General features: G+C 72.1%; 23 protein-coding genes and 1 tRNA gene. 13 read left to right on the top strand and 11 right to left on the bottom strand.

Annotation, left to right across the window (positions count from 1 at the left end; translation table 11 throughout):
- Positions 1-341 precede the first annotated feature (341 nt).
- Both ACFV4N_RS01630 and ACFV4N_RS01635 read left to right on the top strand, forming a co-directional pair.
- A complete protein-coding gene (locus tag ACFV4N_RS01630; RefSeq protein ID WP_499670553.1) occupies positions 342-647 on the top strand; it encodes a type II toxin-antitoxin system Phd/YefM family antitoxin in 306 nt (101 codons plus the stop codon).
- Between the two features lie 3 nt (positions 648-650).
- Positions 651-1,022 carry a type II toxin-antitoxin system RelE family toxin gene (locus ACFV4N_RS01635; RefSeq protein WP_499670554.1) on the top strand — a complete coding sequence of 124 codons (372 nt, stop codon included), beginning with the start codon at positions 651-653 and terminating at the stop codon, positions 1,020-1,022.
- A 306-nt stretch (positions 1,023-1,328) separates the two neighbouring features.
- Here the strand turns inward: ACFV4N_RS01635 and ACFV4N_RS01640 are convergent, their stop codons facing one another.
- Together ACFV4N_RS01640 and ACFV4N_RS01645 are read right to left on the bottom strand one after the other, a co-directional pair.
- The gene (locus ACFV4N_RS01640) at positions 1,329-2,162 is read right to left on the bottom strand and encodes a helix-turn-helix domain-containing protein (protein WP_499670555.1); all 834 of its coding nucleotides are present in this window, start codon (positions 2,160-2,162) and stop codon (positions 1,329-1,331) included.
- Between the two features lie 161 nt (positions 2,163-2,323).
- A complete protein-coding gene (locus ACFV4N_RS01645; protein ID WP_499670556.1) occupies positions 2,324-3,544 on the bottom strand; it encodes a helix-turn-helix domain-containing protein in 1,221 nt (406 codons plus the stop codon).
- Between the two features lie 139 nt (positions 3,545-3,683).
- Between ACFV4N_RS01645 and ACFV4N_RS01650 the strand changes: the two genes are divergently transcribed.
- Positions 3,684-4,037: a hypothetical protein gene (locus ACFV4N_RS01650; protein ID WP_499670557.1), complete on the top strand. Its 354-nt coding sequence runs from the start codon at positions 3,684-3,686 to the stop codon at positions 4,035-4,037.
- Positions 4,038-4,100: 63 nt separating this feature from the next.
- Here ACFV4N_RS01650 and ACFV4N_RS01655 read toward each other — a convergent pair whose 3' ends face one another.
- Positions 4,101-4,709, bottom strand: a complete 609-nt coding sequence (locus ACFV4N_RS01655) for a TetR/AcrR family transcriptional regulator (RefSeq protein WP_499670558.1) — start codon at positions 4,707-4,709, stop codon at positions 4,101-4,103.
- 99 nt (positions 4,710-4,808) lie between these two features.
- Between ACFV4N_RS01655 and ACFV4N_RS01660 the strand changes: the two genes are divergently transcribed.
- A complete protein-coding gene (locus tag ACFV4N_RS01660; protein ID WP_499670559.1) occupies positions 4,809-5,801 on the top strand; it encodes a hypothetical protein in 993 nt (330 codons plus the stop codon).
- A 185-nt stretch (positions 5,802-5,986) separates the two neighbouring features.
- Positions 5,987-6,451, top strand: a complete 465-nt coding sequence (locus ACFV4N_RS01665) for a hypothetical protein (protein WP_499670560.1) — start codon at positions 5,987-5,989, stop codon at positions 6,449-6,451.
- Between the two features lie 161 nt (positions 6,452-6,612).
- Here ACFV4N_RS01665 and ACFV4N_RS01670 read toward each other — a convergent pair.
- Both ACFV4N_RS01670 and ACFV4N_RS01675 read right to left on the bottom strand, forming a co-directional pair.
- Positions 6,613-6,686, bottom strand: a tRNA-Pro gene (locus tag ACFV4N_RS01670).
- 39 nt (positions 6,687-6,725) lie between these two features.
- The gene (locus tag ACFV4N_RS01675; protein ID WP_499670561.1) at positions 6,726-7,685 is read right to left on the bottom strand and encodes a metallophosphoesterase; all 960 of its coding nucleotides are present in this window, start codon (positions 7,683-7,685) and stop codon (positions 6,726-6,728) included.
- A 64-nt stretch (positions 7,686-7,749) separates the two neighbouring features.
- On the opposite strand from ACFV4N_RS01675, the gene ACFV4N_RS01680 reads away from it, so the two are divergent.
- A complete protein-coding gene (locus tag ACFV4N_RS01680) occupies positions 7,750-8,217 on the top strand; it encodes a GatB/YqeY domain-containing protein (protein ID WP_499670562.1) in 468 nt (155 codons plus the stop codon).
- A gap of 104 nt (positions 8,218-8,321) precedes the next feature.
- On the opposite strand, the gene ACFV4N_RS01685 is transcribed toward ACFV4N_RS01680, so the two are convergent.
- Complete coding sequence (locus ACFV4N_RS01685; protein WP_499670563.1) at positions 8,322-10,790, bottom strand: transglycosylase domain-containing protein; 2,469 nt, start codon at positions 10,788-10,790, stop codon at positions 8,322-8,324.
- Positions 10,791-11,050: 260 nt separating this feature from the next.
- Between ACFV4N_RS01685 and ACFV4N_RS01690 the strand changes: the two genes are divergently transcribed.
- Complete coding sequence (locus tag ACFV4N_RS01690; RefSeq protein ID WP_415361059.1) at positions 11,051-11,341, top strand: WhiB family transcriptional regulator; 291 nt, start codon at positions 11,051-11,053, stop codon at positions 11,339-11,341.
- A gap of 15 nt (positions 11,342-11,356) precedes the next feature.
- Here the strand turns inward: ACFV4N_RS01690 and bagB are convergent, their stop codons facing one another.
- Genes bagB through ACFV4N_RS01705 form a run of 3 tightly spaced genes read right to left on the bottom strand, consistent with a single transcriptional unit; the run spans position 11,357 to position 13,765 of the window.
- Positions 11,357-12,469 carry an ATPase BagB gene (gene bagB / locus ACFV4N_RS01695; protein ID WP_499670564.1) on the bottom strand — a complete coding sequence of 371 codons (1,113 nt, stop codon included), beginning with the start codon at positions 12,467-12,469 and terminating at the stop codon, positions 11,357-11,359.
- Complete coding sequence (gene bagA, locus ACFV4N_RS01700) at positions 12,466-13,458, bottom strand: ATPase BagA (protein WP_499670565.1); 993 nt, start codon at positions 13,456-13,458, stop codon at positions 12,466-12,468. Before bagA ends, bagB begins: the two co-directional genes overlap by 4 nt.
- A 55-nt stretch (positions 13,459-13,513) precedes the next feature.
- Positions 13,514-13,765 (bottom strand): hypothetical protein, encoded by a 252-nt coding sequence (locus ACFV4N_RS01705; RefSeq protein WP_499670566.1) that lies wholly within the window; start codon positions 13,763-13,765, stop codon positions 13,514-13,516.
- A gap of 234 nt (positions 13,766-13,999) precedes the next feature.
- On the opposite strand from ACFV4N_RS01705, the gene sp36 reads away from it, so the two are divergent.
- From sp36 to ACFV4N_RS01725, 4 genes are read left to right on the top strand one after another with little or no spacing between them, the layout of a single operon-like run.
- The gene (gene sp36 / locus ACFV4N_RS01710) at positions 14,000-14,155 is read left to right on the top strand and encodes a Sp36 family protein (RefSeq protein ID WP_499670567.1); all 156 of its coding nucleotides are present in this window, start codon (positions 14,000-14,002) and stop codon (positions 14,153-14,155) included.
- Positions 14,152-14,610 (top strand): RidA family protein, encoded by a 459-nt coding sequence (locus tag ACFV4N_RS01715; RefSeq protein ID WP_499670568.1) that lies wholly within the window; start codon positions 14,152-14,154, stop codon positions 14,608-14,610. The genes sp36 and ACFV4N_RS01715 overlap by 4 nt, the downstream gene beginning before the upstream one ends.
- Position 14,611: 1 nt before the next feature.
- Positions 14,612-15,214, top strand: coding sequence for a hypothetical protein (locus ACFV4N_RS01720; protein WP_499670569.1), 603 nt, complete (start codon positions 14,612-14,614; stop codon positions 15,212-15,214).
- Positions 15,215-15,252: 38 nt separating this feature from the next.
- Positions 15,253-16,623, top strand: a complete 1,371-nt coding sequence (locus ACFV4N_RS01725; protein WP_499670570.1) for a hypothetical protein — start codon at positions 15,253-15,255, stop codon at positions 16,621-16,623.
- Positions 16,624-16,675: 52 nt separating this feature from the next.
- Here ACFV4N_RS01725 and ACFV4N_RS01730 read toward each other — a convergent pair whose 3' ends face one another.
- Together ACFV4N_RS01730 and ACFV4N_RS01735 are read right to left on the bottom strand one after the other, a co-directional pair.
- On the bottom strand, positions 16,676-17,572 hold the full coding sequence (locus ACFV4N_RS01730; protein ID WP_499670571.1) for a Gfo/Idh/MocA family protein: 897 nt from the start codon (positions 17,570-17,572) through the stop codon (positions 16,676-16,678).
- A gap of 41 nt (positions 17,573-17,613) precedes the next feature.
- A complete protein-coding gene (locus ACFV4N_RS01735; RefSeq protein WP_499670572.1) occupies positions 17,614-18,039 on the bottom strand; it encodes a hypothetical protein in 426 nt (141 codons plus the stop codon).
- Positions 18,040-18,108: 69 nt separating this feature from the next.
- Between ACFV4N_RS01735 and ACFV4N_RS01740 the strand changes: the two genes are divergently transcribed.
- The gene (locus ACFV4N_RS01740; RefSeq protein ID WP_499670686.1) at positions 18,109-18,873 is read left to right on the top strand and encodes an NUDIX hydrolase; all 765 of its coding nucleotides are present in this window, start codon (positions 18,109-18,111) and stop codon (positions 18,871-18,873) included.
- Positions 18,870-19,682: an MBL fold metallo-hydrolase gene (locus tag ACFV4N_RS01745; protein WP_499670573.1), complete on the top strand. Its 813-nt coding sequence runs from the start codon at positions 18,870-18,872 to the stop codon at positions 19,680-19,682. The genes ACFV4N_RS01740 and ACFV4N_RS01745 overlap by 4 nt, the downstream gene beginning before the upstream one ends.
- The last annotated feature ends 339 nt before the right edge of the window (positions 19,683-20,021 follow it).

Raw genomic sequence — 20,021 nt, forward strand, 5'->3', positions numbered from 1 at the left:
CCCCTGGACCCCCGCCGGGGCTGACGCCCCTGGCCCCCGGCCCAGGGGCTCCGCCCCTCGGCGTCGCTGCGGCGCTTCGCGCTCGCGCTCCGCCCCCGAAGCCTTCCGCGTGGCTTCGGGGGGCTTTGACGCTTGGTGGCCGGGACGATTTCGAAGAGGTCGTTGAACTGCAGGGGTGCCGGGGCGGTGAGTGCGTCGCCGATGAAGGTCCGGACTTGTAGGCGTGCCCAACGGTCCTCTGACTCGACTGGCTGCCCCGACAGTGTGAAGTGGCGTGGACTTCTCCGTGTCTACCCGGAATCCTGACTAGAGTAGTGGTGTCCCGTTCGAGGAGCACCCACATGAAGATCGACTCAGAAGACATGATCAGCGTCACCGAGGCGAACGCCAAGGGCATCTCGAAGCTGGTCGCGGAGGCGAGCGCCGGGCAGACCCGGGTCGTGATGCGCAACAACCAACCGGCCGCCGCCATCGTCGACATCAAGACCATGACTCGCCTGCAACGCCTGGACGAGCTGGAAGACGACATGAGGCTGCTCAGCGTCGCCTGGGTGCGAGCCCTGACCGATTCCGGTGCTCGTCATCGCCTGGACGACGTCCTGGCTGATCTCGACATCGACATCGACGTCAGCGAGGACGAGGACTGATCGATGGCCGAGGTGGTGCTGACCGACGACGCTGTCGAAGACCTTCGGGAGCTTGACGGTTCAGCGCGAAAACTCGTCGGTAAGGCGCTCAAGAAGCTCGAGACGGCCCCAGAGCAGCGCGGTGAGCCCCTGGGCAGCCAACAGGGCGGAAACCTGACCACCTTCCGCAAGTTGGTTGTGGGGGACAGGGATTACAGGATCGTCTACCGCATCGACCGTGATGGCACGGTCGTTGTCGTATGGGTGATCGGCAAGCGCGCTGACGAGGAGTGCTACACGTTGGCGTGCTCACGGCTGAAGCTCCACGGCGATCGAGATCTGGCCGAAACCGCTCAGCACCTCCTGGATCGGGCCTGGCAGTCCGTCCGGAAGTGATGTCGAACGTCAATCCGGGTGCGGCCTCCGCCCCCGAAGCCCTTCGCATGTGGCTTCGGGGGCTTTGACGCTTGGTGGCCGGGACGATGTCGAAGAGGTCGTTGAACTGCAGGGGTGCCGGGGCGGTGAGTGCGCCGCTGATGAAGGCCGGGCCTGGTTGGAGGCGTCCGGTGAGCACTCTGGTGACGGTGGAGCGGTTGACGCCCATGGCTTTGGCCAGGGCGTAGTCGGAGTGGAAGCCGGCGAGTTCTCTCGCTTTGGTGAAGGCGTCTTCACGCAGTCGGATGGTCCGCGGAGTCCCAGGAGTCATGACGCCTTGATGTCGTAGTGGCTGGTCCAGTGGGCCAGGAGCGCTCGCGACTCGGCGGGGTCCAGGGCCAAGCGGTTGAGCTGTCGGAACCTGTCCTGGTAGACGGTGACCAGTTCGGGTGCGTCGTGGAAGACGGTGGCCAGGTCGGTCTCGACGTGGACCAGGGGCCGGGCGGGTGGCTGGAGGGTGAGCAGGGTGGCCGGGTGGCACAGGGCGGCGCACAGGGCCCTGTTGTGCGGGATGACGCGGATGGCGGTGTTGGGCGTTCCGGACAGCAGCGTCAGGTGCAGCAGTTGGTCCCGCATGACCTGGGTCGAGCCGACCACGGTGCCCAGGGCGGCTTCGCGGAGGAACAGCGTGGACGGGACCGTCAGTCGGTCTTGGCGCTCCACGCGCGCGGTGACGGTGTCTTCGTCGTTGGTCAGGGCGCGGGCGTAGTCGTCGGTCTGCACCAGGGTGGGGATGCCGATCGGGTCGTAAGACACGATGCCGGTGGCCTGCTCCTCGTGCACGCGCAGGCCGAACAGGGCATCCGGTGAACCGTCGTGCAGGCGCACGAAACTGCCGGTGTCGGTTTCCCAGGCCAGCGCCATGATGCGTTCACGCAACATTTTGTCCGCCCCGCACGCACCGAGCAGGAAAGCGATCTCGGACGCGGGCGTACCCCGCGTGCCGCACTCCAGCTTGGACAACTTGCCCGCCGACCACCCCAAGATCTCCAACAGCCCTTTGAACGGAATCTCGGACCGCCGCCGGACCAGGCGCAGGTGAGCGCCCAGCTCACGGCTGTGAGCGGTGCTCTGCCGAGTTGCTTCGTGGGTGGCTTCCACCGGGTTCCCTCCATTGTCAGAGATCGGCCCCTGATGTCATGGAAAGGTGTCAGTGCCGGCGGCCTCGTAGAAGTGACAGAATTTCAGAGGGAATCCGAACGAAGAACCGGGCTGGGACGTGTTGTCCCAGTCCGGCCGCACGATCGTGCCAAGCAGTACGACTACAGGTCGATGTCCAACCGATCGGCGAGTTGCAGCAGCGGCGTCCGCTTCCGCCGTGCCCTGTCCGCCAGTTCGCGCACCGTCTGGCGGCTCAGGGTGTGGTAGCGCATCCACTCCGGCGCGATGCTCTCGGCGGCGAGGAGTTGGGCCGTGGCCGCTTCGTCGTGGTCCAGTTCGCTGTGCGCGATCGCGATGTCGAGCAGGTGCCGCGCTCTGAAGGTCGGTGAGACCCACCCGTTCGCCGGCACGGTCCTGGCCAGTTCCAGGGCGTGCTCGAAGCGCTCGCTCTCCACCGCCGCGTTCACGGCGGCGATCCCGGCGTTGGTCGGTCCGAACGGAGTGGCGTAGAGGTTGTGGTCCTTGCCGACGCGGGCGGCGGCCGCGCGGGCCAGGCTCAGGTACTCCTCGGAGCGGTCGGCCTGCTTGTTCCGCACCGCCGCGCTCGCCGCCCGCAGCATGAGGATGCCCCAGACCGCCAGGCGCTCCGCCGAGCCCTTCACGAAGTCGACGCCCAGCCGCTCCGCCTTGCGCACGGCGGCGGCCTCCGCGTCGTCCAGTCGGCCCTGCTTGAAGAACACCCACGACAGCGCCGACACGTTCATCGCCTGGAGCAGTTCGTCGCCTGACTCCTCCGCCGCCTCCTGGGCGCGGATGAGGCCGATGTAGCCGATGTCCGGCTTGCCCAGCGCGGTGAGCATGGTCGAGGCGATCTGGATGACCTCGGACAGCAGGCCGTACGCCGCTGCGCGGTCGTCGCCCGACAGCTCGCGCACGGCGGCGCGGGCCTCGGCCACGAGCCCCGGCAGCATGACGCCGAGCTGGGCGAACGAACCGTGTTGGCGGACCGACTCGGCGTGCGCGAGCGCCATGCGCAACCCGTCCAACGTCGGCGGCTCGTCGTTGAAGACCTCCTCGTCGGCGAGACCGGGGAAGTAGGACAGCGACGTCAGCTCGTCGCGGATGGCCAGGATGCCGACCGCTTCCTCGTCCACCCGCGGTGCGATCGAACCCGTCTGGCCGAGGAGCTGCGGCACGTCCTTGTCCACCGCGCGGGCGATGCGCGTCAGCGAACTCATGCTCGCCGTGTGCCGCACGCCCTGTTCGAGCTTGCGAACGAGGTCGACGCTCACGTCCGCCTTCTCGGCCAACTGCTCCTGGGTGAGCCGGCGTCGCGTCCGAGCGCGCTTGACGCGCTCGCCAAGACTCAGGTCGTCGGACATGGGTCGGGCACCTCCCTGCCGGGACGGATAGGACCGCAGGTCAAGAATACGCAGGTCAGAGGTGTCACGAACGGGTGATAGGAGGTAGGACGTGGTGTCCTAGGGGCACGGTGCCGACAGTGCGGAAGCGGGCGGGCAGATGACGGACGACAGCCTCGCGGTGCTCAACGCGGCAGCCGCCGCAGCCGGTCTGGACGCGACCGGAGCCGAGGTGCTCCGGCTCGGCGAGGACGACCTGTACCGCCTCCCCAGTGGTGTGGTCGCCCGCGGCGGGCAGGTGAGGGCGGCGGCGAAGGAAGTCCGGGTGGCCCGTTGGCTGGAGGACAACGACGTCAGCGCGGTACGGGTGCTGCGCGGGCTGGAACAGCCAGTCGTGGTCGACGGCAGACCGGTGACCTTCTGGCACGACGCCGATCAGGCCGCACACCGGTTCGCCTGCCTGCGCGGACGGCGCGGCCCACGCCCCTGGAGCGGCTGGCACGCCGTGCCGTGATCCGGGTGGGGGTCCCGACTGATCGCCTGGAACCGACCACGTCCCGAGATCAGTACTGTCGGTTCACCGGCGGGGCGGGTCCTCGGCCTGCCCGCGCCCGCGCACGAGCGGCAGGAAGACCTCGTCCACGATCTCCACGATCGTGTCATCCGGCACCGCGGCCAGGCCGCGCGTCACGTACTCGTTGCGCAGCAGCGCGATCGCCACCGTCGCCACCCGCGGGTGCAGGGCTTCCGGTGACGCCTCGCCCCGCCGCACCGCGCGCCCCAGCAGGGTCAGCCACGGCCCCGCCGCCGCGTCACCGAGCCTGCCCTGGAGCTGGGCCAGCAGCTCCGGCTCGTCCGCGATCCCCGCCAGCAACCCCCGCAGCACGTCGCCGCGCGGCGACCCCAGGTCGTGGTTGACCTTGCGCAGCAGCGCCAGCGCGTCACCGCGCAGGTCGCCCGTGTCCGGCGGGCGCAGCTCCTCCTCCGCCAGTTGCCGGTAGGCGGCCACGCCGAGCGCCGCCCGGTTCGGCCAGCGCCGGTAGATCGCGTTCTTGTTCGTGCCCGCGCGCTTCGCGACGCGGTCCATGGTCAGCCCCGCGTAACCGGCCTCCAGCAGCTCGGCCACCGCGGCGTCCAGGATCGCCCGCTCCAACGCGGCCCCGCGCCGCCGCACCTGGCCGTCCACCCAACCTCCTCCGGTACGGGAAGTACCTTAACCGACCCCCTCCGGCCTGTGGCAGGATGAAAATAAGGTACGACGAGTACCCTAATGAGGGGAGTGGTCATGCGCGCCAAAGGCATCACCTACGACACCGGCTTCGTCAACCAGGGCAGCACCACCAGGCGGCACTTCGACCCGGCCACCGTCCGGCACGAGCTGAAGGTCATCCGCGACGAGCTGCACTGCACCGCCGTGCGCCCGACGGGCGGCGACCCGGACCGGCTGGAGCTGGCCGCGGCGATCGCCGTCGAGGAAGGGTTGGAGGTGTGGTTCTCCCCGTTCACCTGCGACCTGACCCAGGACGAGCTGGTGGCGTTCCTGGCGGACTGCGCGGACCGCGCCGAACGGCTCCGGGTCGCGGGCGGCGAGGTCGTGCTGGTCCTGGGCGCCGAACTGGCCCTGTTCACCAGGGGCTTCCTGCCCGGCGAGACCCTGGACGACCGGCTCGCGCTGCTCGGCGACCCCGCCGCGCTGCGCGCCGCCCTGCCCGCCGTGCCCGCGCGGGTCAACGGGTTCCTGGCTCGAGCCGCGCAGGTCGTGCGCCAGCGGTTCGGCGGCCGGATCAGCTACGCGTCCATCCCGTTCGAGCAGGTCGACTGGACGCCGTTCGACTTCGTCGGCGTGGACCTCTACCGGTCGGCCGAGGTGGCGCACGTCTTCGAGGACGCCGTGCGCCGCCTGGTGGCGACGGGCAAACCGGTGGCGATCACGGAGTTCGGCAGCGCGACGTTCCGGGGCGCGGCGGACCGCGGCGCGCAGGGCTTCGACGTCATCCGCTTCGACGGCACCGAACCGGCGGGTCTGCACGGCCACCACGAGCGGGCCGAGGGGGAACAGGCCGGCTACGTGCGCGACCTGCTGGCCCTCTTCGACGAGGCCGGCGTGGACACCACCTTCGTCAACACCTTCGCCTCGTACTTCCTCCCCCACCGCCCGACCCCGGCCGAAGACCTGGACCTGGGCAGCTACGGCGTGGTGAAAGTCCTGGACGACGGGACCTGGCGGCCCAAGGAGGCGTTCGCGGCGGTCGCCGCCCACTACGGCCGAACCCCCTGACCGCGTTCCCGGCCACCCGCGGCCCGGAGGGGGACGAGGGCTCGGGGCGATCGACGTGACGATGCCGGCAAGGGGCCTTTCACGAGGCGTGGCCCTGTGGTCGCTGCGTTTCCTGTGGGATCGCGCTTCCCGCGCGGGGTCGTTCGACCGACCTGCCCGGACCGGTGGGTGCCTTAGCATGCGGCGTGCCCCGACGCCGTAGCCTGCGCCCCGAGCCCCAAGCCATCTCGTTCCCGTCGCGGCTCCTCCTGGCCGCCGCGCCGTTCCTGGTCGGGTGCCTCTTCCTCTGGCGGCTGCTCGACCCGACGAGCAGCCGCGACACACGGGGGTTCAACCCGGTCTTCGGCTGGGCGCTGCTGTTCGTCACGGTGGCCGCAGCGGTCTACGTGCTCACGATGGGGTTCAGCGGCTGGGCCCACCGGGCGAACCGAGCCGCGAAGTACGTGATCGTGGGCGTGATGACGCTGGTCGCGGCGGTGCTCGTGCTCGGCGGCCTGGTGTTGCCGCACGTCCTCGACGCGTCGCTCGGCGCACGGGACCTCGGCGGTCCGGGCGGGATCCGGCTGCTCGGCGTGCTCGGACTGGTGGGGGCCCTGGTGGGTGCCTTCCTCTGGCTGCGGGCCCGGCGGCGCAAGCGATCCGGGGGCTGAGCACGACTGCGCACCTCGTCGGTCCGTGGTCACCGAGCCAGGAGGGGATCCGGCGGGGAGCGGAGGACCGCGGTCTTCTCCCGGGGTGCTCCCGAACCGGGCCGCAACACGAGTCAGGCCCGGTCCACGTCTGACGTGGACCGGGCCTGACTCGACCGGTGTCGGGGTGACAGGATTTGAACCTGCGACCTCTTCGTCCCGAACGAAGCGCGCTACCAAGCTGCGCCACACCCCGGTCTCGCCCCACCGGCTCCCCGGTGGAACGAGGAGAACTCTACCTGATGCTCCCACCCACTCCGAACCGGGTATCCCTTTCCGCGCCAACCCCGTCCTGACCTGCGCCAACAGGCCGCTCCACCAGCGTCAGCAGGCTCGCCTCCGGCGGGCACGCGAAGCGCACCGGCGCGTAGGGCGACGTGCCCAGGCCGGCCGACACGTTCAGCCACGTGTGCGCGCCCCACCGCGACACCCCGCGGGCCCGCGAGCGGTCCAGGTCGCAGTTCGTCACGATCGCCCCGTACCCCGGCACGCGCAGCTGCCCGCCGTGCGTGTGGCCGGCCAGGACCAGGTCGTAGCCGTCGCCCGCGAAGCCGTCCAGGACCCGGGGTTCGGGGGAGTGCGTCACGCCCAGCCGCAGGTCCGCCGCCGGCACGTCGCCCGCGATCTCGTCGTACCGGTCGCGCTTGAGGTGCGGGTCGTCGAGGCCGGCCGCGAAGATGTCCAGGCCGCCCGCCCGGAACGTCCGCCGCACGTGCGTCAGGTCCAGCCAGCCCCGCTCCACCATGGCCGCGCGCAGGTCGCGCCACGGCAGCTGGACGCCGTGGATGCGCTTGGTCTTCGCCGACGGCAGCAGGTAGCGCACCGGGTTCTTCGGGCGCGGCGCGTAGTAGTCGTTGCTGCCGAACACGAACACGCCGGGTCGTTCGAGCAGCGGGCCCAGGGCGCGGATCACGGCGGGCACGGCCTGCTGGTGCGCGAGGTTGTCGCCGGTGTTCACGACCAGGTCGGGCTCCAGGTCGGCCAGCGCCGCGACCCACCGCTGCTTGGACTGCTGCCCGGGGAGCATGTGCAGGTCCGACAGGTGCAGGACGCGCAGCGGGGTGGAGCCCGGCGCGAGGACCGGCACGGTGGCCTCCCGCAGCGTCCAGCGCCGCCGTTCGATGCCCGCCGCGTAGGCGACGGTGGCGGTGCCGAGGGCGGTCGTGGCGAGGAGGGCGCGGCCGAACTTGTTCACGCCTCCGAGGGTAGGGGCTTAACCAATTCGGGGCGTGCCGGGTCGCCCGGTACCGTTCCCGACCATGGCGGAGTTGAAGGCGCGGCTGAAGGCCGACCTGACGGCGGCGATCAAGAACCGGGAGACCGTCCGGGCGGGCGCGCTGCGGATGGCGCTGACGGCCGTGACCACGGAGGAGGTCTCCGGCAAGGCCGCCCGCGAGCTGAGCGACGACGAGGTGCGGAAGGTCATCACCCGCGAGGTGAAGAAGCGCAAGGAGGCCGCGGAGGCGTTCGCGGGCGCCGGGCGCGCCGAGAAGGCCGAGCTGGAGCGCGCCGAGTCCGAGGTGCTGGAGACCTACCTGCCCGCGCAGCTGTCCGACGACGAGCTGGCCGCGATGGTCGAGGGCGTGCTCGCGCGCCTGGCCGACGAGTCCGGCGAGCGGCCCGGCATGAAGCAGATGGGCCAGGTCATGAAGGCGGTCAACGCCGAGGTGGCGGGCCGCGCCGAGGGCGGCCGGGTGGCCGCGGCGGTGAAGTCGAAGCTGGCCTGAGGCGAACGGCGCCGGCCCCGGGACGACGGCCCCAGACGACGGCCCCAGACGACGGCGCCGGCCCGGGACGACGGTGGGGACCCCCGCGCGGGGTCCCCACCGGTCTACCTGCCGGGTGGCTCGATCGGGATGGTGAACCCGGGCGGCTCGACGGTCCGCCCCGGCGCCGTCGGCCGCGGGTCGTTCGGCTGCGTCTGCCCCGGCGGCGCGGTCGGCTCGGTCGGCTCGACGGGCTGCGGCGGCGGCACGTAGCCCGTGGACACCAGCAGCGTCACCACGGTGCCCTTCAACGCGCTGCCGCGCGGCGTCTGCCCGACCACGCGGCCCTTCGGCTGCTCGGAGTTGCGGTTCTGCACGGAGACCTTGTAGCCGGCCTGCTCCAGGGTCCGGGTGGCGTCGTTGACGTTGCGGCCCACCACCTCCGGGATGCGGATCTCGCTGCCGCCCTTGAGGTAGCGCTCCTCGACCGGCGGCAGGTTGCTCACCGGCAGTCCCGCGTGGACGTCGGTCATCGCGTCGAACCAGGTGCGCGCGGGGATCGTGCCGCCGTAGATGTCGCCGTCGCGGCACAGGCGCGGCGCGCGGCCGATGCAGATCGGGCTCGGGTCGGGTCCGTCGTTGAACGTCTGCACCGCGCCCGCGAACTCGGGCGTCGCGCCGATGAACGCCGCCGACTTGTAGTCCTCGGTGGTGCCGGTCTTGCCCATCATCGGCCGCTTCCAGTTGAACGCCCGCGCGGCCCCGGCGGCGGTGCCCGAGCCCTGGTCGTCCTTCGACAGCCCGGCCACCAGGCCGTTGGCGAGCGGTTCGGCGACGACCTGCTCGCACGGCGCCTCGTTGACCGGCACGCGCTCGCCGTTGCGGTCGAGCACCTGCGCGACCGGCGACGGCGGGCACCACACGCCGCCGCTCATCAGCGTGGCGGCCACGTTCGCCAGCTCCAGCGTGCTGGTCGGCGCGGGCCCGAGGGTGAACGACGCGCTGCCGCCGTTGGACTTGTAGAACTCGGTCTGCGACACCCGCAGCTTGTGGTCCCTGGACCGCGGGTCCGGCCGCACGCCCGAGAGGTTGGTGGCCATGGTCTCGCGCAGCCCCAGCCGTGACGCCATGTCCACGACCGGGTCCATGCCGAGCTGCTCCTCCAGGATTACGAACCCGGTGTTCGGCGAGGTCTGCAACGCCGCCTGCAACGTCATCTGCGCGGGGTAGTTGCCGTTGTGGTTGCGCAGGCAGTACCAGCGCGTGTCCGGTTCGCCGGTGGACGGGCAGCCGGGCGCGCCGCCCTTGAACACCCGCGACACGTGCGAGGTCGGCGTGGCGACGGTGTTCTCGATGCCCATGCCCTTCTCCAGGGCCGCCGCCGCGGTGAAGACCTTGTAGACGGACCCGGCGCCGAACTTGTTCTCCACCCCGGACGGCAGGTCGAACTGGGTCTGGAACTGGTCGGCCTTCAGCCCGTAGTCGCGGTTGGCGACCAGCGCGACCACCTCGTGCCGCTCCTTGCCCGGCCGCACGACCGCCACCGTGTTGGCGATGCCGGTGGTGGACTTGGCCACCTGGGCCTCGGCGGCCTGCTTGGCGTGGGAGGTGATGGTGCGGTCCAAAGTGGTCCGCACGGTGTAGCCGCCGGTCTTGAGCTGCTCCAGGCTGAAACCGTTGCGCGCCAGGTAGTTCAGCACGTACGAGCAGAAGAACCCGTTCTCCGGCCCCGCGCCGACGCAGCCGTTCGGCGGGGTGCGCACGGGCGTGGCGAGCCCCAGCGGCTCCCTCTTGGCCGCCTCGGCCGTGTCCCGGGACAGCTTGTCGTTCTCGACCATCTTGTCGATGACCTGGTTGCGCCGCTCCAGCGCCTTCTCCGGGAAGACTTCCGGGTTCAGCGCGGACGGGCTGTTGACCATGCCCGCGAGCATCGCCGACTGCGCCACGGTCAGCTTGTCCGGCGTGGTGTCGAAGTACGCCTGGGCCGCCGCGGCGATGCCGTAGATGGTCGAGCCGAACGGCACCACGTTCAGGTAGCGCGCGAGGATTTCGTCCTTGCCCAGCTTGGTTTCCAGCTGGATCGAGATCCGCGCTTCACGCGCTTTTCGCGCGATCGTCTGCTCCTGCGCCTTTTGCTGTTCAACCAGGTTGTTGCGGGCCACCACGTGCACGAGGTAGTTCTTCACGTATTGCTGCGTGAGCGTGGACGCGCCCTGGGTCACGACCCCGCTGAACTGGTTGGTCAGGCCGGCGCGGATGGTGCCGCGCCAGTCCACGCCCTGGTGCTCGTAGAAGCGGCGGTCCTCGATCGAGACCAGCGCCGCCTTCATCGCGTCCGCGATCTTCTCGGGCGGGACCAGCACCCGGTACTGGTCGTAGAGGTAGGCGATGGGCACGCCGTCCTTGTCCGTGATCGTGGTGATCAACGGCGGGTCGGTGGTGACCAGGTCCGCGGAGATGCTGTCGACCGTGTCGCTGGCCCGGTTCGACACCAGCCCCAGCGAGCCGACGACGGGGAACAGCAGACCCGACAGCAGCACACCGGCCAGCAGACAGAGGCCGAGCAGTTTCAGCACGCCGTTCCTGGCTCGCATGCAGGTCAGGGTACGCGCCACGCAAAGTGCGCGAGAGGTCGCGCACAGTTGATTACCCAGGATGAGTACTCGTACTCAAGACAGGTAACAGGTGGGCAACCCAGGGTTGGAGGTGGAACCGGAAGGCTCTACAGTCCGTCACTGTCCAAGACAGCAGTCGGCGGCATGACCACTCGACAGTGGTCAGCCTACGGCATCCGCGGCAGGGGTGTGGCGGATTTAGGAAGTCTGGACACTGTGTGAACCGAGGTGGGGGATATATGAATCAGGGGGATTGGCGGATCAAGGCTTCGTGCCGTGACGAGGAGCCGGACCAGCTCTTCGTGCGCGGCGCCGAGCAGCGCAAGGCCAAGGTGGTGTGCCTGGGCTGCCCGGTGCGCACCGAGTGCCTGGCCGAAGCCCTGGACAACCGGATCGAGTTCGGTGTCTGGGGCGGCATGACCGAACGCGAGAGGCGGGCGCTGCTGCGGCGCCGCCCGGACGTCACCTCCTGGCACGAGCTGCTGGACAGCGCGCGTCAGGAGCACATCGAGGAGTCCAAGGTCGGCTGAGCCCCCACCGGGGGTTCACTCACCCGCGAGCCGCCTGCCGATCTCGTGCAGACCGTCCAGGTCGTGCACGTCGGTCGGCAGCGCGGGTACTCCGACCAGCGGCACGCCGGGGTGCGCCCGGGTGAACCGCGCGAGCAGTCGCTTCTCCCGATCGGCGACGGCCACGCGGTCCGCGTGCACCCGCAGCACCGCGGCGGCCAGCGGCGCGTCGCCGGAGCGCTCCAGCCGGTCCGCCGCGGCCAGGGCGCTCGGCGCGGGCAAGGGGGCCAGCACCGGGTGCGTCCGGTTCGCGACCAGGCCGGTCAACGGCATGTGCTCCGCGCTCAACCGCTCCACGAAGTAGCTGGCTTCCCGCAGCGCGTCCGGTTCGGCCGCCGCGACCACCAGGAACCCGGTCCCGGGCGACCGCAGCAGGTCGTAGGTCGCCTGGGCGCGCTGCCGGAAGCCGCCGAACGTGCTGTCGAGGGCCTGCACGAACGTCGAGGCGTCGTTCAGGAGCTGGCTGCCCACGATCGTCGACACGGCCTTGGTGAACAGGCCGAAGCCCGCGCCGACGATCTTGCGGATGCCGCGCCCGCCCGCCCGGGCGGGCGCCGACAGCATCCGGATCAGCCTGCCGTCGAGCACCGTGGACAGCCGCTGCGGCGCGTCCAGGAAGTCCAGCGCCGACCGGCTCGGCGGGGTGTCCACGACGATCAGGTCCCACTCGTCCAGCGCGACGAGCTGGCCCAGCTTCTCCATCGCCATGTACTCCTGCGTGCCGGAGAACGACGTGGAGATCGTCTGGTAGAAGGGGTTGGCCAGGATCTGCTCGGCCCGCTCGCGGCCCGCGTGCTGCCACACCATGTCGTCGAACGTGCGGCGCATGTCCAGCATCATCGCGTGCAGCTCGCCCCGGAACGCGCCCTCGACCCGGCGGGGGTTGTTGTCCAGTTCCCGCAGGCCGAGCGACTGGGCGAGCCTGCGGGCCGGGTCGATGGTGAGCACGACCGCCCGCCGCCCCCGCTCGGCGGCGCGCACGGCCAGCGCGGCGGCCGTCGTCGTCTTGCCGACGCCGCCCGAGCCGCAGCACACCAGCACCCTGGTCGCCGGGTTGTCCAGCAGCGCGTCCACGTCCAGCAGGTTCACCGCACACCCCGCCCGACCATCACCTCGGCCAGCTCGTAGAGCGCGGCCACGTCCACCCCGTCGGTCAGCTCGGGCAGGTCCAGGGTCGGCAGGTCCGACTCGGCCAGCTTCTCCTTGGCACGCTGCTCCGCGCGGAGGCGCGCGGCGTGCTCCTCGGTCTGCTCGACCAGGCCCTCCAGCACGTCCTCGTCGAGGTCGAGGCCCGCCGCCACCAGGCCCGCGCGCACCTGGTCCGCGTCGACCCGGCCCGCCGCCGCGGCGGCCACCGACCGGGCGGGCAGCCGCGGCGGGCGCACCCGGTTGACGAACACCGCCCCCGGCCGCAGGTCCGCGCCGTCCAGCTCGGCCACCGCGTCCAGGGTCTCGCGCACCGGCATCTCCTCCAGCAGCGCCACCAGGTGCACCGCGGTGTCGCCCGAGTGCAGCAGCCGCACCACGCCCTCGCTCTGGCCCTTGATCGGGCCGACCTTGGCCAGGTCGGCCATGGCGCGGGTGACGTCGAGGAAGCGGACCACCCGGCCGGTGGGCGGCGCGTCCAGCACGACCGCGTCGTACTCGTGCCGGCCGGTCTTGGTGGTGCGCCGCACGCACTCCTTGACCTTGCCGGTGAGCAGCACGTCCCGCAGGCCGGGCGCCAGCGTGGTGGCGAACTCGATCGCGCCCATCTTCTTCAGCGTCCGGCCGGCGAAGCCCAGGTTGTAGAACATGTCGAGGTACTCCAGCAGCGCCGCCTCCGGGTCGACGGCCAGCGCCCGCACCTCGCCGCCGCCGGGCGCGGACGCGATGCGCTGCTCCGCGTAGGGCAGCGGCGGCCGGTCGAACAGCTGCGCGATGCCCTGCCGGTTCTCGACCTCGACCAGCAGCACCCGCCGACCGCCGGTGGCCAGCGCGAGGGCCAGGGCCGCGGCGACCGTCGTCTTGCCCGTGCCGCCCTTGCCCGTCACCACGTGCAGGCGGGCGCGGGTGAGTTCGTCGGTCCAGCCGTCCACCAGGTCAGCCTAGGCGCGCGGACGGGTGAACCGCTGGCTGGAGGGAGCCGCCACGTCAGTCCCACATGGTGATGAAGACCACCGCGATGGCGGTCGCGCCCACCACGCCCCACGCCACCACCGACGGCAGCACGTAGGCGATGAGCACCGCGACGACCGCGACCACGGCGAGCCCGATCAGCGCCGCGCGCCGCACGTCACCCCGGCGGGCGCCCTTGCGGTCGCGGGCCTGCGCCATGCCCACGAGCACCATCACCAGCCCGCCCACCAGGAACGCGCTGGTGGCGACGATCCGCCACGTTTCCACGCGATCAAGGTAGCGCCTGGTGACCGCGTCGTCACCTGCGGAAACCGCAGTTCTGCGTAAAGGGTGGTGCCTAGACTCGGCTGGTGGCCGCGCGCAACGGGATCAGCGGGATCAGCGGGACCGCGCACGGGCCGGTCGCGCGGTTCGAGGAGATCCGGACGGACCCCGGCGGAAAGGACCCCGATGCCCGGTAGCACCCGCCACCACTCAGCGTATGCCGCTAGGCTGCCCGCCATGCAGACGTGGGAGTACGCGACCGTCCCGCTGTTGATCCACGCCACCAAGGCGATCCTGGACCAGTGGGGCGCCGACGGCTGGGAGCTGGTCACCGTGCTGCCCAACCCGAGCGGTGAGCAGCACGTCGCCTACCTGAAGCGGCCCAAGGCATGAGCTGGAAGGCGCGGCTGGCCGAGCTGGGCGTCGAGCTGCCCGCGGTGGCGGCCCCGCTCGCCGCGTACGTGCCCGCCCTGCGCAGCGGGCACCTGGTCTTCACGTCCGGCCAGCTCCCGTTCGTCGAGGGCTCCCTGGCGGCGACCGGCAAGGTCGGCGGCGACATCAGCCCCGAGGAGGCCAAGGGCCACGCCCGTACCTGCGCGTTGAACGCGCTCGCCGCGGTCGACGCCCTGGTCGGCCTCGACTCGGTCGTCCGCGTGGTCAAGGTGGTCGGCTTCGTCGCCTCCGCCGAGGGCTTCACCGGGCACCCCGCCGTGGTCAACGGCGCGTCCGAGCTGCTCGGCGAGGTGTTCGGGGAGGCCGGGCGGCACGCGCGGTCGGCGGTCGGCGTGGCCGAGCTGCCGCTGGGCGCGCCCGTCGAGGTGGAACTGATCGTCGAGATCGGGGAGTGAGATGTCGGACACGTGCCACGAGCTGCTGCTGCGGCTGGCCGGGCGACTCCCGGACGACGTGCTGTGGCGGTTCCGCGACTGGGCCGCGACCGACGCGATCGCGGTGCTGGCCCGCGCCCTGCCGCGCACGCTCCTGCACGACCGCGTCGGCCTGACCGACCACGAGCAGCGCCTGCTCGCGGACGCCCTCGTGCCGCACGGCGCCGACCGCGCCGCGATCAGTTCCGTCAAGGGACTGGACGAAGTGCCCGATCCCGGCTACACCTTCTCCCCGGAATCACCCGATCGGGTGTTGATGGGTGATTCCGCGACCGTGGTGCTCGGAGCGACCCTGCGCGGGCGGCCCGGGGTCGGCGAAGTCCGGTCCTCGTGGCGGCTGGGCGGGGACGAACCCAGGAGGCTCGTCCTGGTCGCCGCCACGTCCGGGTTCGCCCGGCTGACCGGCGAGCTCCAGCGCGTGCTGCGGGCGCTCGGCGAGCACGACCCCTGCGTGGAGGTCCTGCCCGCCGGACTGGACCTGCCGCCCTACCACCGGGCGGCGTTGGCGGCCTCGGAGCTGGTGTGCACCGGCGCGGAGGCCGACGGGCACCTGGTGCCCGTCTAGAGCTCGGCGCTCCCGCGCGGGCCGGAAGGAGAGCAGGCGTGACGAACGACGGAGTGGGACTCCCCGTCCGTTTACACGACCTCCTGTTGGCGTTGGCCGGACGAGTCGACGACGACGCGTTGACCCAGGCCCGTGAGCTGCTGGCGGTCGCCGAGCTGGACAGAGCCGTCGAACTGGTGGTCGGCTGCCTGCTGGCCGGTCGCATCCCGGTGTCGCCGCAGGAGCGGCACGAGCTCGGCGGGCTGCTCGCCGAGGTGCGCTCCGACCCGGGCCTGGCCGACCGGCTGTTCGCCGTCGAGCACGTGCCCGTGCCCCGGCACCGGTTCACCGCCGAGTCGGACCCGGCCCAGGGCCTCGGCGAGGCGCTGGGCAAGACCCTGTCGGCGCTGCCCGACGTGCGCGGCGTGCGGGCGACCTGGCGGTCGAGCCCGTCCGGCGCCACGCCCGGACCGCTGCCCCAGCGGGTCGTCCTGGTGGACATCGGCCCGGCGGGCTTCCCGCCCGCCACCGCCTACCGGGTGGACACCGTGCTGCGCCGGGCGGGCATCCGCGCCGCGGTCGAGGTGCTGACCGCGGGCACGCCGCTGGGCGAGTACCACGCCGCGGCCACCACCACGGCCCGCGAGGTGTTCTTCCCGTCCGGCTCCACCACCCCGGAACCGCCACCGGACCCCACGACCTGGTTCGACGGCGACGTCCGGGACCAGGCACCGGTGGTCGAGCCGGCACCGGTGCCTGCCGAACCCCAGACCGGCTCCAAGTCACGGCGTTCCCGCGTCGACGCGTACGAGGGCGTGCAACCGTTCCCGCCCAAGCCGGTCAAGCGCCTGCCCGTGCGCGAACCGGTCGAGGAGGAACGGCGCCCCGTCGAGCCCGTCGCCGCGGAGCCCGTGCACGCCGAGCACCTGGTCGACGAGCACCCGGCCGACCGGCGCCTGGTCGACGAGCAGTTGGTCGGCGAGCACCTGGTCACCGAGCCCGCGGTCACCGAACCGGTGAACGCCGAGCCGGTGGTCACCGAGCCCGTCGCCGCGGAGCCCGCGCACGCCGAACCGGTGCTCGCCGAGCCCGCGCGTGCCGAGCCCGTGCGCGTCGAGCCGCTGTCCATCGCGCCGGCGATCGTCACGCCGCTGCCGCTGCCCGACGACCACCCGCTGTCGCGGTCCGAGGTGACCACCGAGCTGGGCCCGGACGACCTGGCGGCGCTCCAGGCGGCGCTGGCGGACGGGCACGCGCCCGCGTCCGTGCAGCTCCCGCCGACCGTGGACGCCAAGCTCAGCGACCGCGAGCGGGCGCTGCTCCAGCAGCTCCACGAGGAGCTGGCGCAGCGCGAGCAGCAGACGTGGCCCGGCGGACCGGAGTTCGTCAACGGCATGCCCAAGCCGAACAACGGCAGGCAGCCCGGCTGACAGCGCGTCCCGACGACCCGGCCCCTCGCGTGCGAGGGGCCGGGACCGGACCTCACACCTCGCCGGCCGCCTTGCGGCGCGCCAGGTCGATCACCCGCTGCAGGTGCAGGCCGCGGCGCACGTCCAACGGGTGCTCCGTCGTGCCGCTGTCGACCATGGCCACGAAGTCGTCCAACAGGTTCGTGAAGCACTGCCGCGCGGTCGAACCCCGGTCGGCCAGCACGCGCTGCCCGTGCTCGCCGTAGACCACGACCTCGGAGACGCCCGGGTCGATCGGCAGCGTCATGGTCATCGTGGCCACGCTCGTGGCGCCGCCCTCGTGGCGCAGGACCACCTGCCACAGGCCGTGCTCGGAGCGGTCGGCCGCGACGACGTCGGTGATCGGGCCCAGGGCGGCGTCGAGCAGGTCGAAGGCGTGCGGGCCGACGTCGTCCAGCGGGCCGCGCTCGTGCCGCCACGCCGAGTGCGAGAACGGGCCGCCGAGCAGGGCGCCGGTCAACCAGCGGGCACTGCCGCCGACCCAGCCGCCCGCCTCGCTGAGCTGCGCGAGCTGCTCCCGGGTCTCCGGGGCGTAGCGCCGGGTGAGCACCACGAGCGAGGCGACGCCGTTCCGCTCCACCGCGTCCACGAGGCGCTCGGCGTCCTCCAGGGTCGAGGCGATGGGCTTCTCCAGGACCAGGTGCCTGCCCCGCGCGGCGGCCTCGGTGGCGATCGGCGCCTGCACCTCCGGCGGCACCGCGAACGCGACCGCGTCCACCTGGTCGAGCAGGTCCTCGGGGGTCGGCGCGGTCGTCGCGCCGTAGGTGCCCGCCAACTGCTCGGCCGCCTCCGGACGCCTGGCCCAGACGGTGGTCAAGCGGGTGCCGGGGTGGTCGGCGATGCCCGGCGCGTGCACCTGGGTCGCCCAGGGACCGGCGCCGACGAGCCCTACGCGCAGCTGATCGTTCACCCGACCGATCCTAGATCGCGCCCCGCCACCCCACCCGGCTTTCATCGGCCGCCGACGTAAGCCTCCGCCGGCACGAAGATCCGCCCACCCCGGATGCCGCCGCCGCCCTCCTCCCCGCCGTGCTCGTTCCCATCACCGCTCCCGCCGTCCCCCTCCCCGACGCCGAACCGCAGCTCAACCCCCTCCGGCGACCGGACGACCTCGGGCGCCGTGCCCCACGCGTCCGGGATGGGGACGACGTGGCCGTAGTCCTCGGACCGCCCCAGCCAGACCTCGTGATCGGTGCCGCCGAGCAACCGGGACCGCTCCTTGACGTACACGTTCGGGCTTCCCTCGTCCGTGGAGATCGTCGTGCTGGAGGGCAGGAACAGGATCACGGCCGCGACCGCCGTCAGACCGGTGCCGAGGACCGCGCCGAAACCGAACAGCAGGACGTTGAGCAGGCAGCCTTTTCGCGTGGTGTCCACGGGAGGTGATCCTCGTCGTAGGCTCGGGTCGTGCGCGAACTACCCGACGAACTGGTGCTGCCACCGGAGATGGCCCCGGAGGTGCTCGACGGGCCACCGGTCACGCCGCGCGACGCGGCGACCGTGGTCCTGGTGCGCGACGGCCAGGCGGGCGTCGAGGCGTTCCTCCTGCGACGGGTCGCGGGGATGGCGTTCGCGGGCGGGATGACGGTGTTCCCCGGCGGCGGCGTCGACCGGCGCGACGAGGACACGTCCGTGGCCTGGGCCGGGCCCCCGCCCCCGTGGTGGGCGGAGAAGTTCGCCTGCACGCCCCGCCTGGCCCGCGCCCTGGTGTGCGCGGCGGTTCGCGAGACGTTCGAGGAATCCGGCGTCCTGCTCGCCGGCCCCTCACCCGATTCGGTGGTGGCGGACACCTCCGGTTACGCGGAGGCACGAGCGGCCCTGGTGGCGCGCGAACTGTCACTGGCCCAGTTCCTGGCCTCGGCCGGCCTGGTCCTCCGCGCCGACCTGCTGCGCCCGTGGGCGAACTGGGTGACCCCTGAAGAAGAGCCCCGCCGCTACGACACCAGGTTCTTCGTCGCGGTCCTCCCGACCGGCCAACGCGCGGACGGCATGACCACCGAAGCCTCCGACGGCGAGTGGCAGGCCCCCACCGACGCCCTGGCCGACTGGAAATCCGGCCGACGCGCCCTGCTGCCACCCACCTGGGTGACATTGGCCGACCTGGCCGAGCTGAGTTCGGTGGCCGAAGTCCTCGCCGCGCCGCGCGAGGTGTCGAAGATCATCCCCAAGATCGTGCGAGAGGGCGGGGCGTTGAAGGTGATCGTGCCGTGAGCGACGTCGAGGACCCCCGCGCCACCGGCCCCCGGTACGGCGTGCTGCGCGAGGTCACGCCGTACGCGTCGGTGGTGCTGGCGGAGAACCCGGGCGTGATGACCCTGGAGGGGACGAACACGTGGGTCCTCCGCGCGCCGGGCTCACCGACGTGCGCCGTGGTCGACCCGGGCCCCCTGGACCGCGCCCACCTGGACCGCGTGGCCGCCTGCGGCCCGGTGGACGCCGTCCTCCTGACCCACGGCCACCTGGACCACTCGGAAGGCGCACGGGCCTTCGGCGAGCTGGTCAACGCGCCCGTCCACGCGGTGACCCGCTCCCTGGGCACCGCCGCCGCGGCCCTGGCCGACGGCGACCTGATCGAGGCCGGCGGCCTGGAGATCCGAGCCCTGGCCACCCCCGGCCACACCGACGACTCGATCTCCTTCCTCACCCGGGACGCGGTCCTCACCGGCGACACCATCCTTGGCCGGGGCACCACCGTCCTCGACGGCAAGCTGGGCGACTACCTGGCGACCCTCAAGACCCTGGCCGCACTCCCCGCGGGCACCACCGTCCTCCCCGGCCACGGCCCCGAACTGCCCGACGTGGTGGCCGTGGCCCAGGCGTACCTGAAGCACCGCGAGCAGCGGCTGGCCCAGGTCAGGTCCGCGGTCGAGCACCTGGGCGGCGCACCCACCGCGAGGCAGGTGGTCGAACTCGTGTACGCCGACGTGGACCGCTCGCTGTGGCCCGCGGCCGAGTGGTCGGTGCGGTCGCAGCTGGAGTACCTGGGGCTGTCCCCCGACGGGCCCGCGCCCGTCATCTGAGGGGCCGCCCGCCTTCGCTTGCCGGCCTCTGTGCCTGCGCTACCCGGTCCCCACGTGGCCGGGGCTCTTGCCTGACCGGGACTGCTGCTGGCTAGGGCTCCTGCTGGCCGGGGCTGCTGCCGGCTGGGGCTGCTATGACCGGAGCTGCTGCTGGCTGGGGCTCTTGTTCGCTGGGCTGCCGTTGGCCGGGGCTGCGGTCTGTCAGGGCTCTCCCGTTGGCCGGGATGGCCGGCGGGGGCTTCTCGGCGCGAGGCTGGCTGAGGGAGTGGGCCGGCGGGGTGGTTCGTAGCGGTCGGATTTGGTGGGGCGGGTTCGGCGAGGCGGATTTGGTGGGCGGAT

The sequence above is a fragment of the Actinosynnema sp. NPDC059797 genome, assembly GCF_042732085.1.
Classification (GTDB): Bacteria; Actinomycetota; Actinomycetes; order Mycobacteriales; family Pseudonocardiaceae; genus Actinosynnema.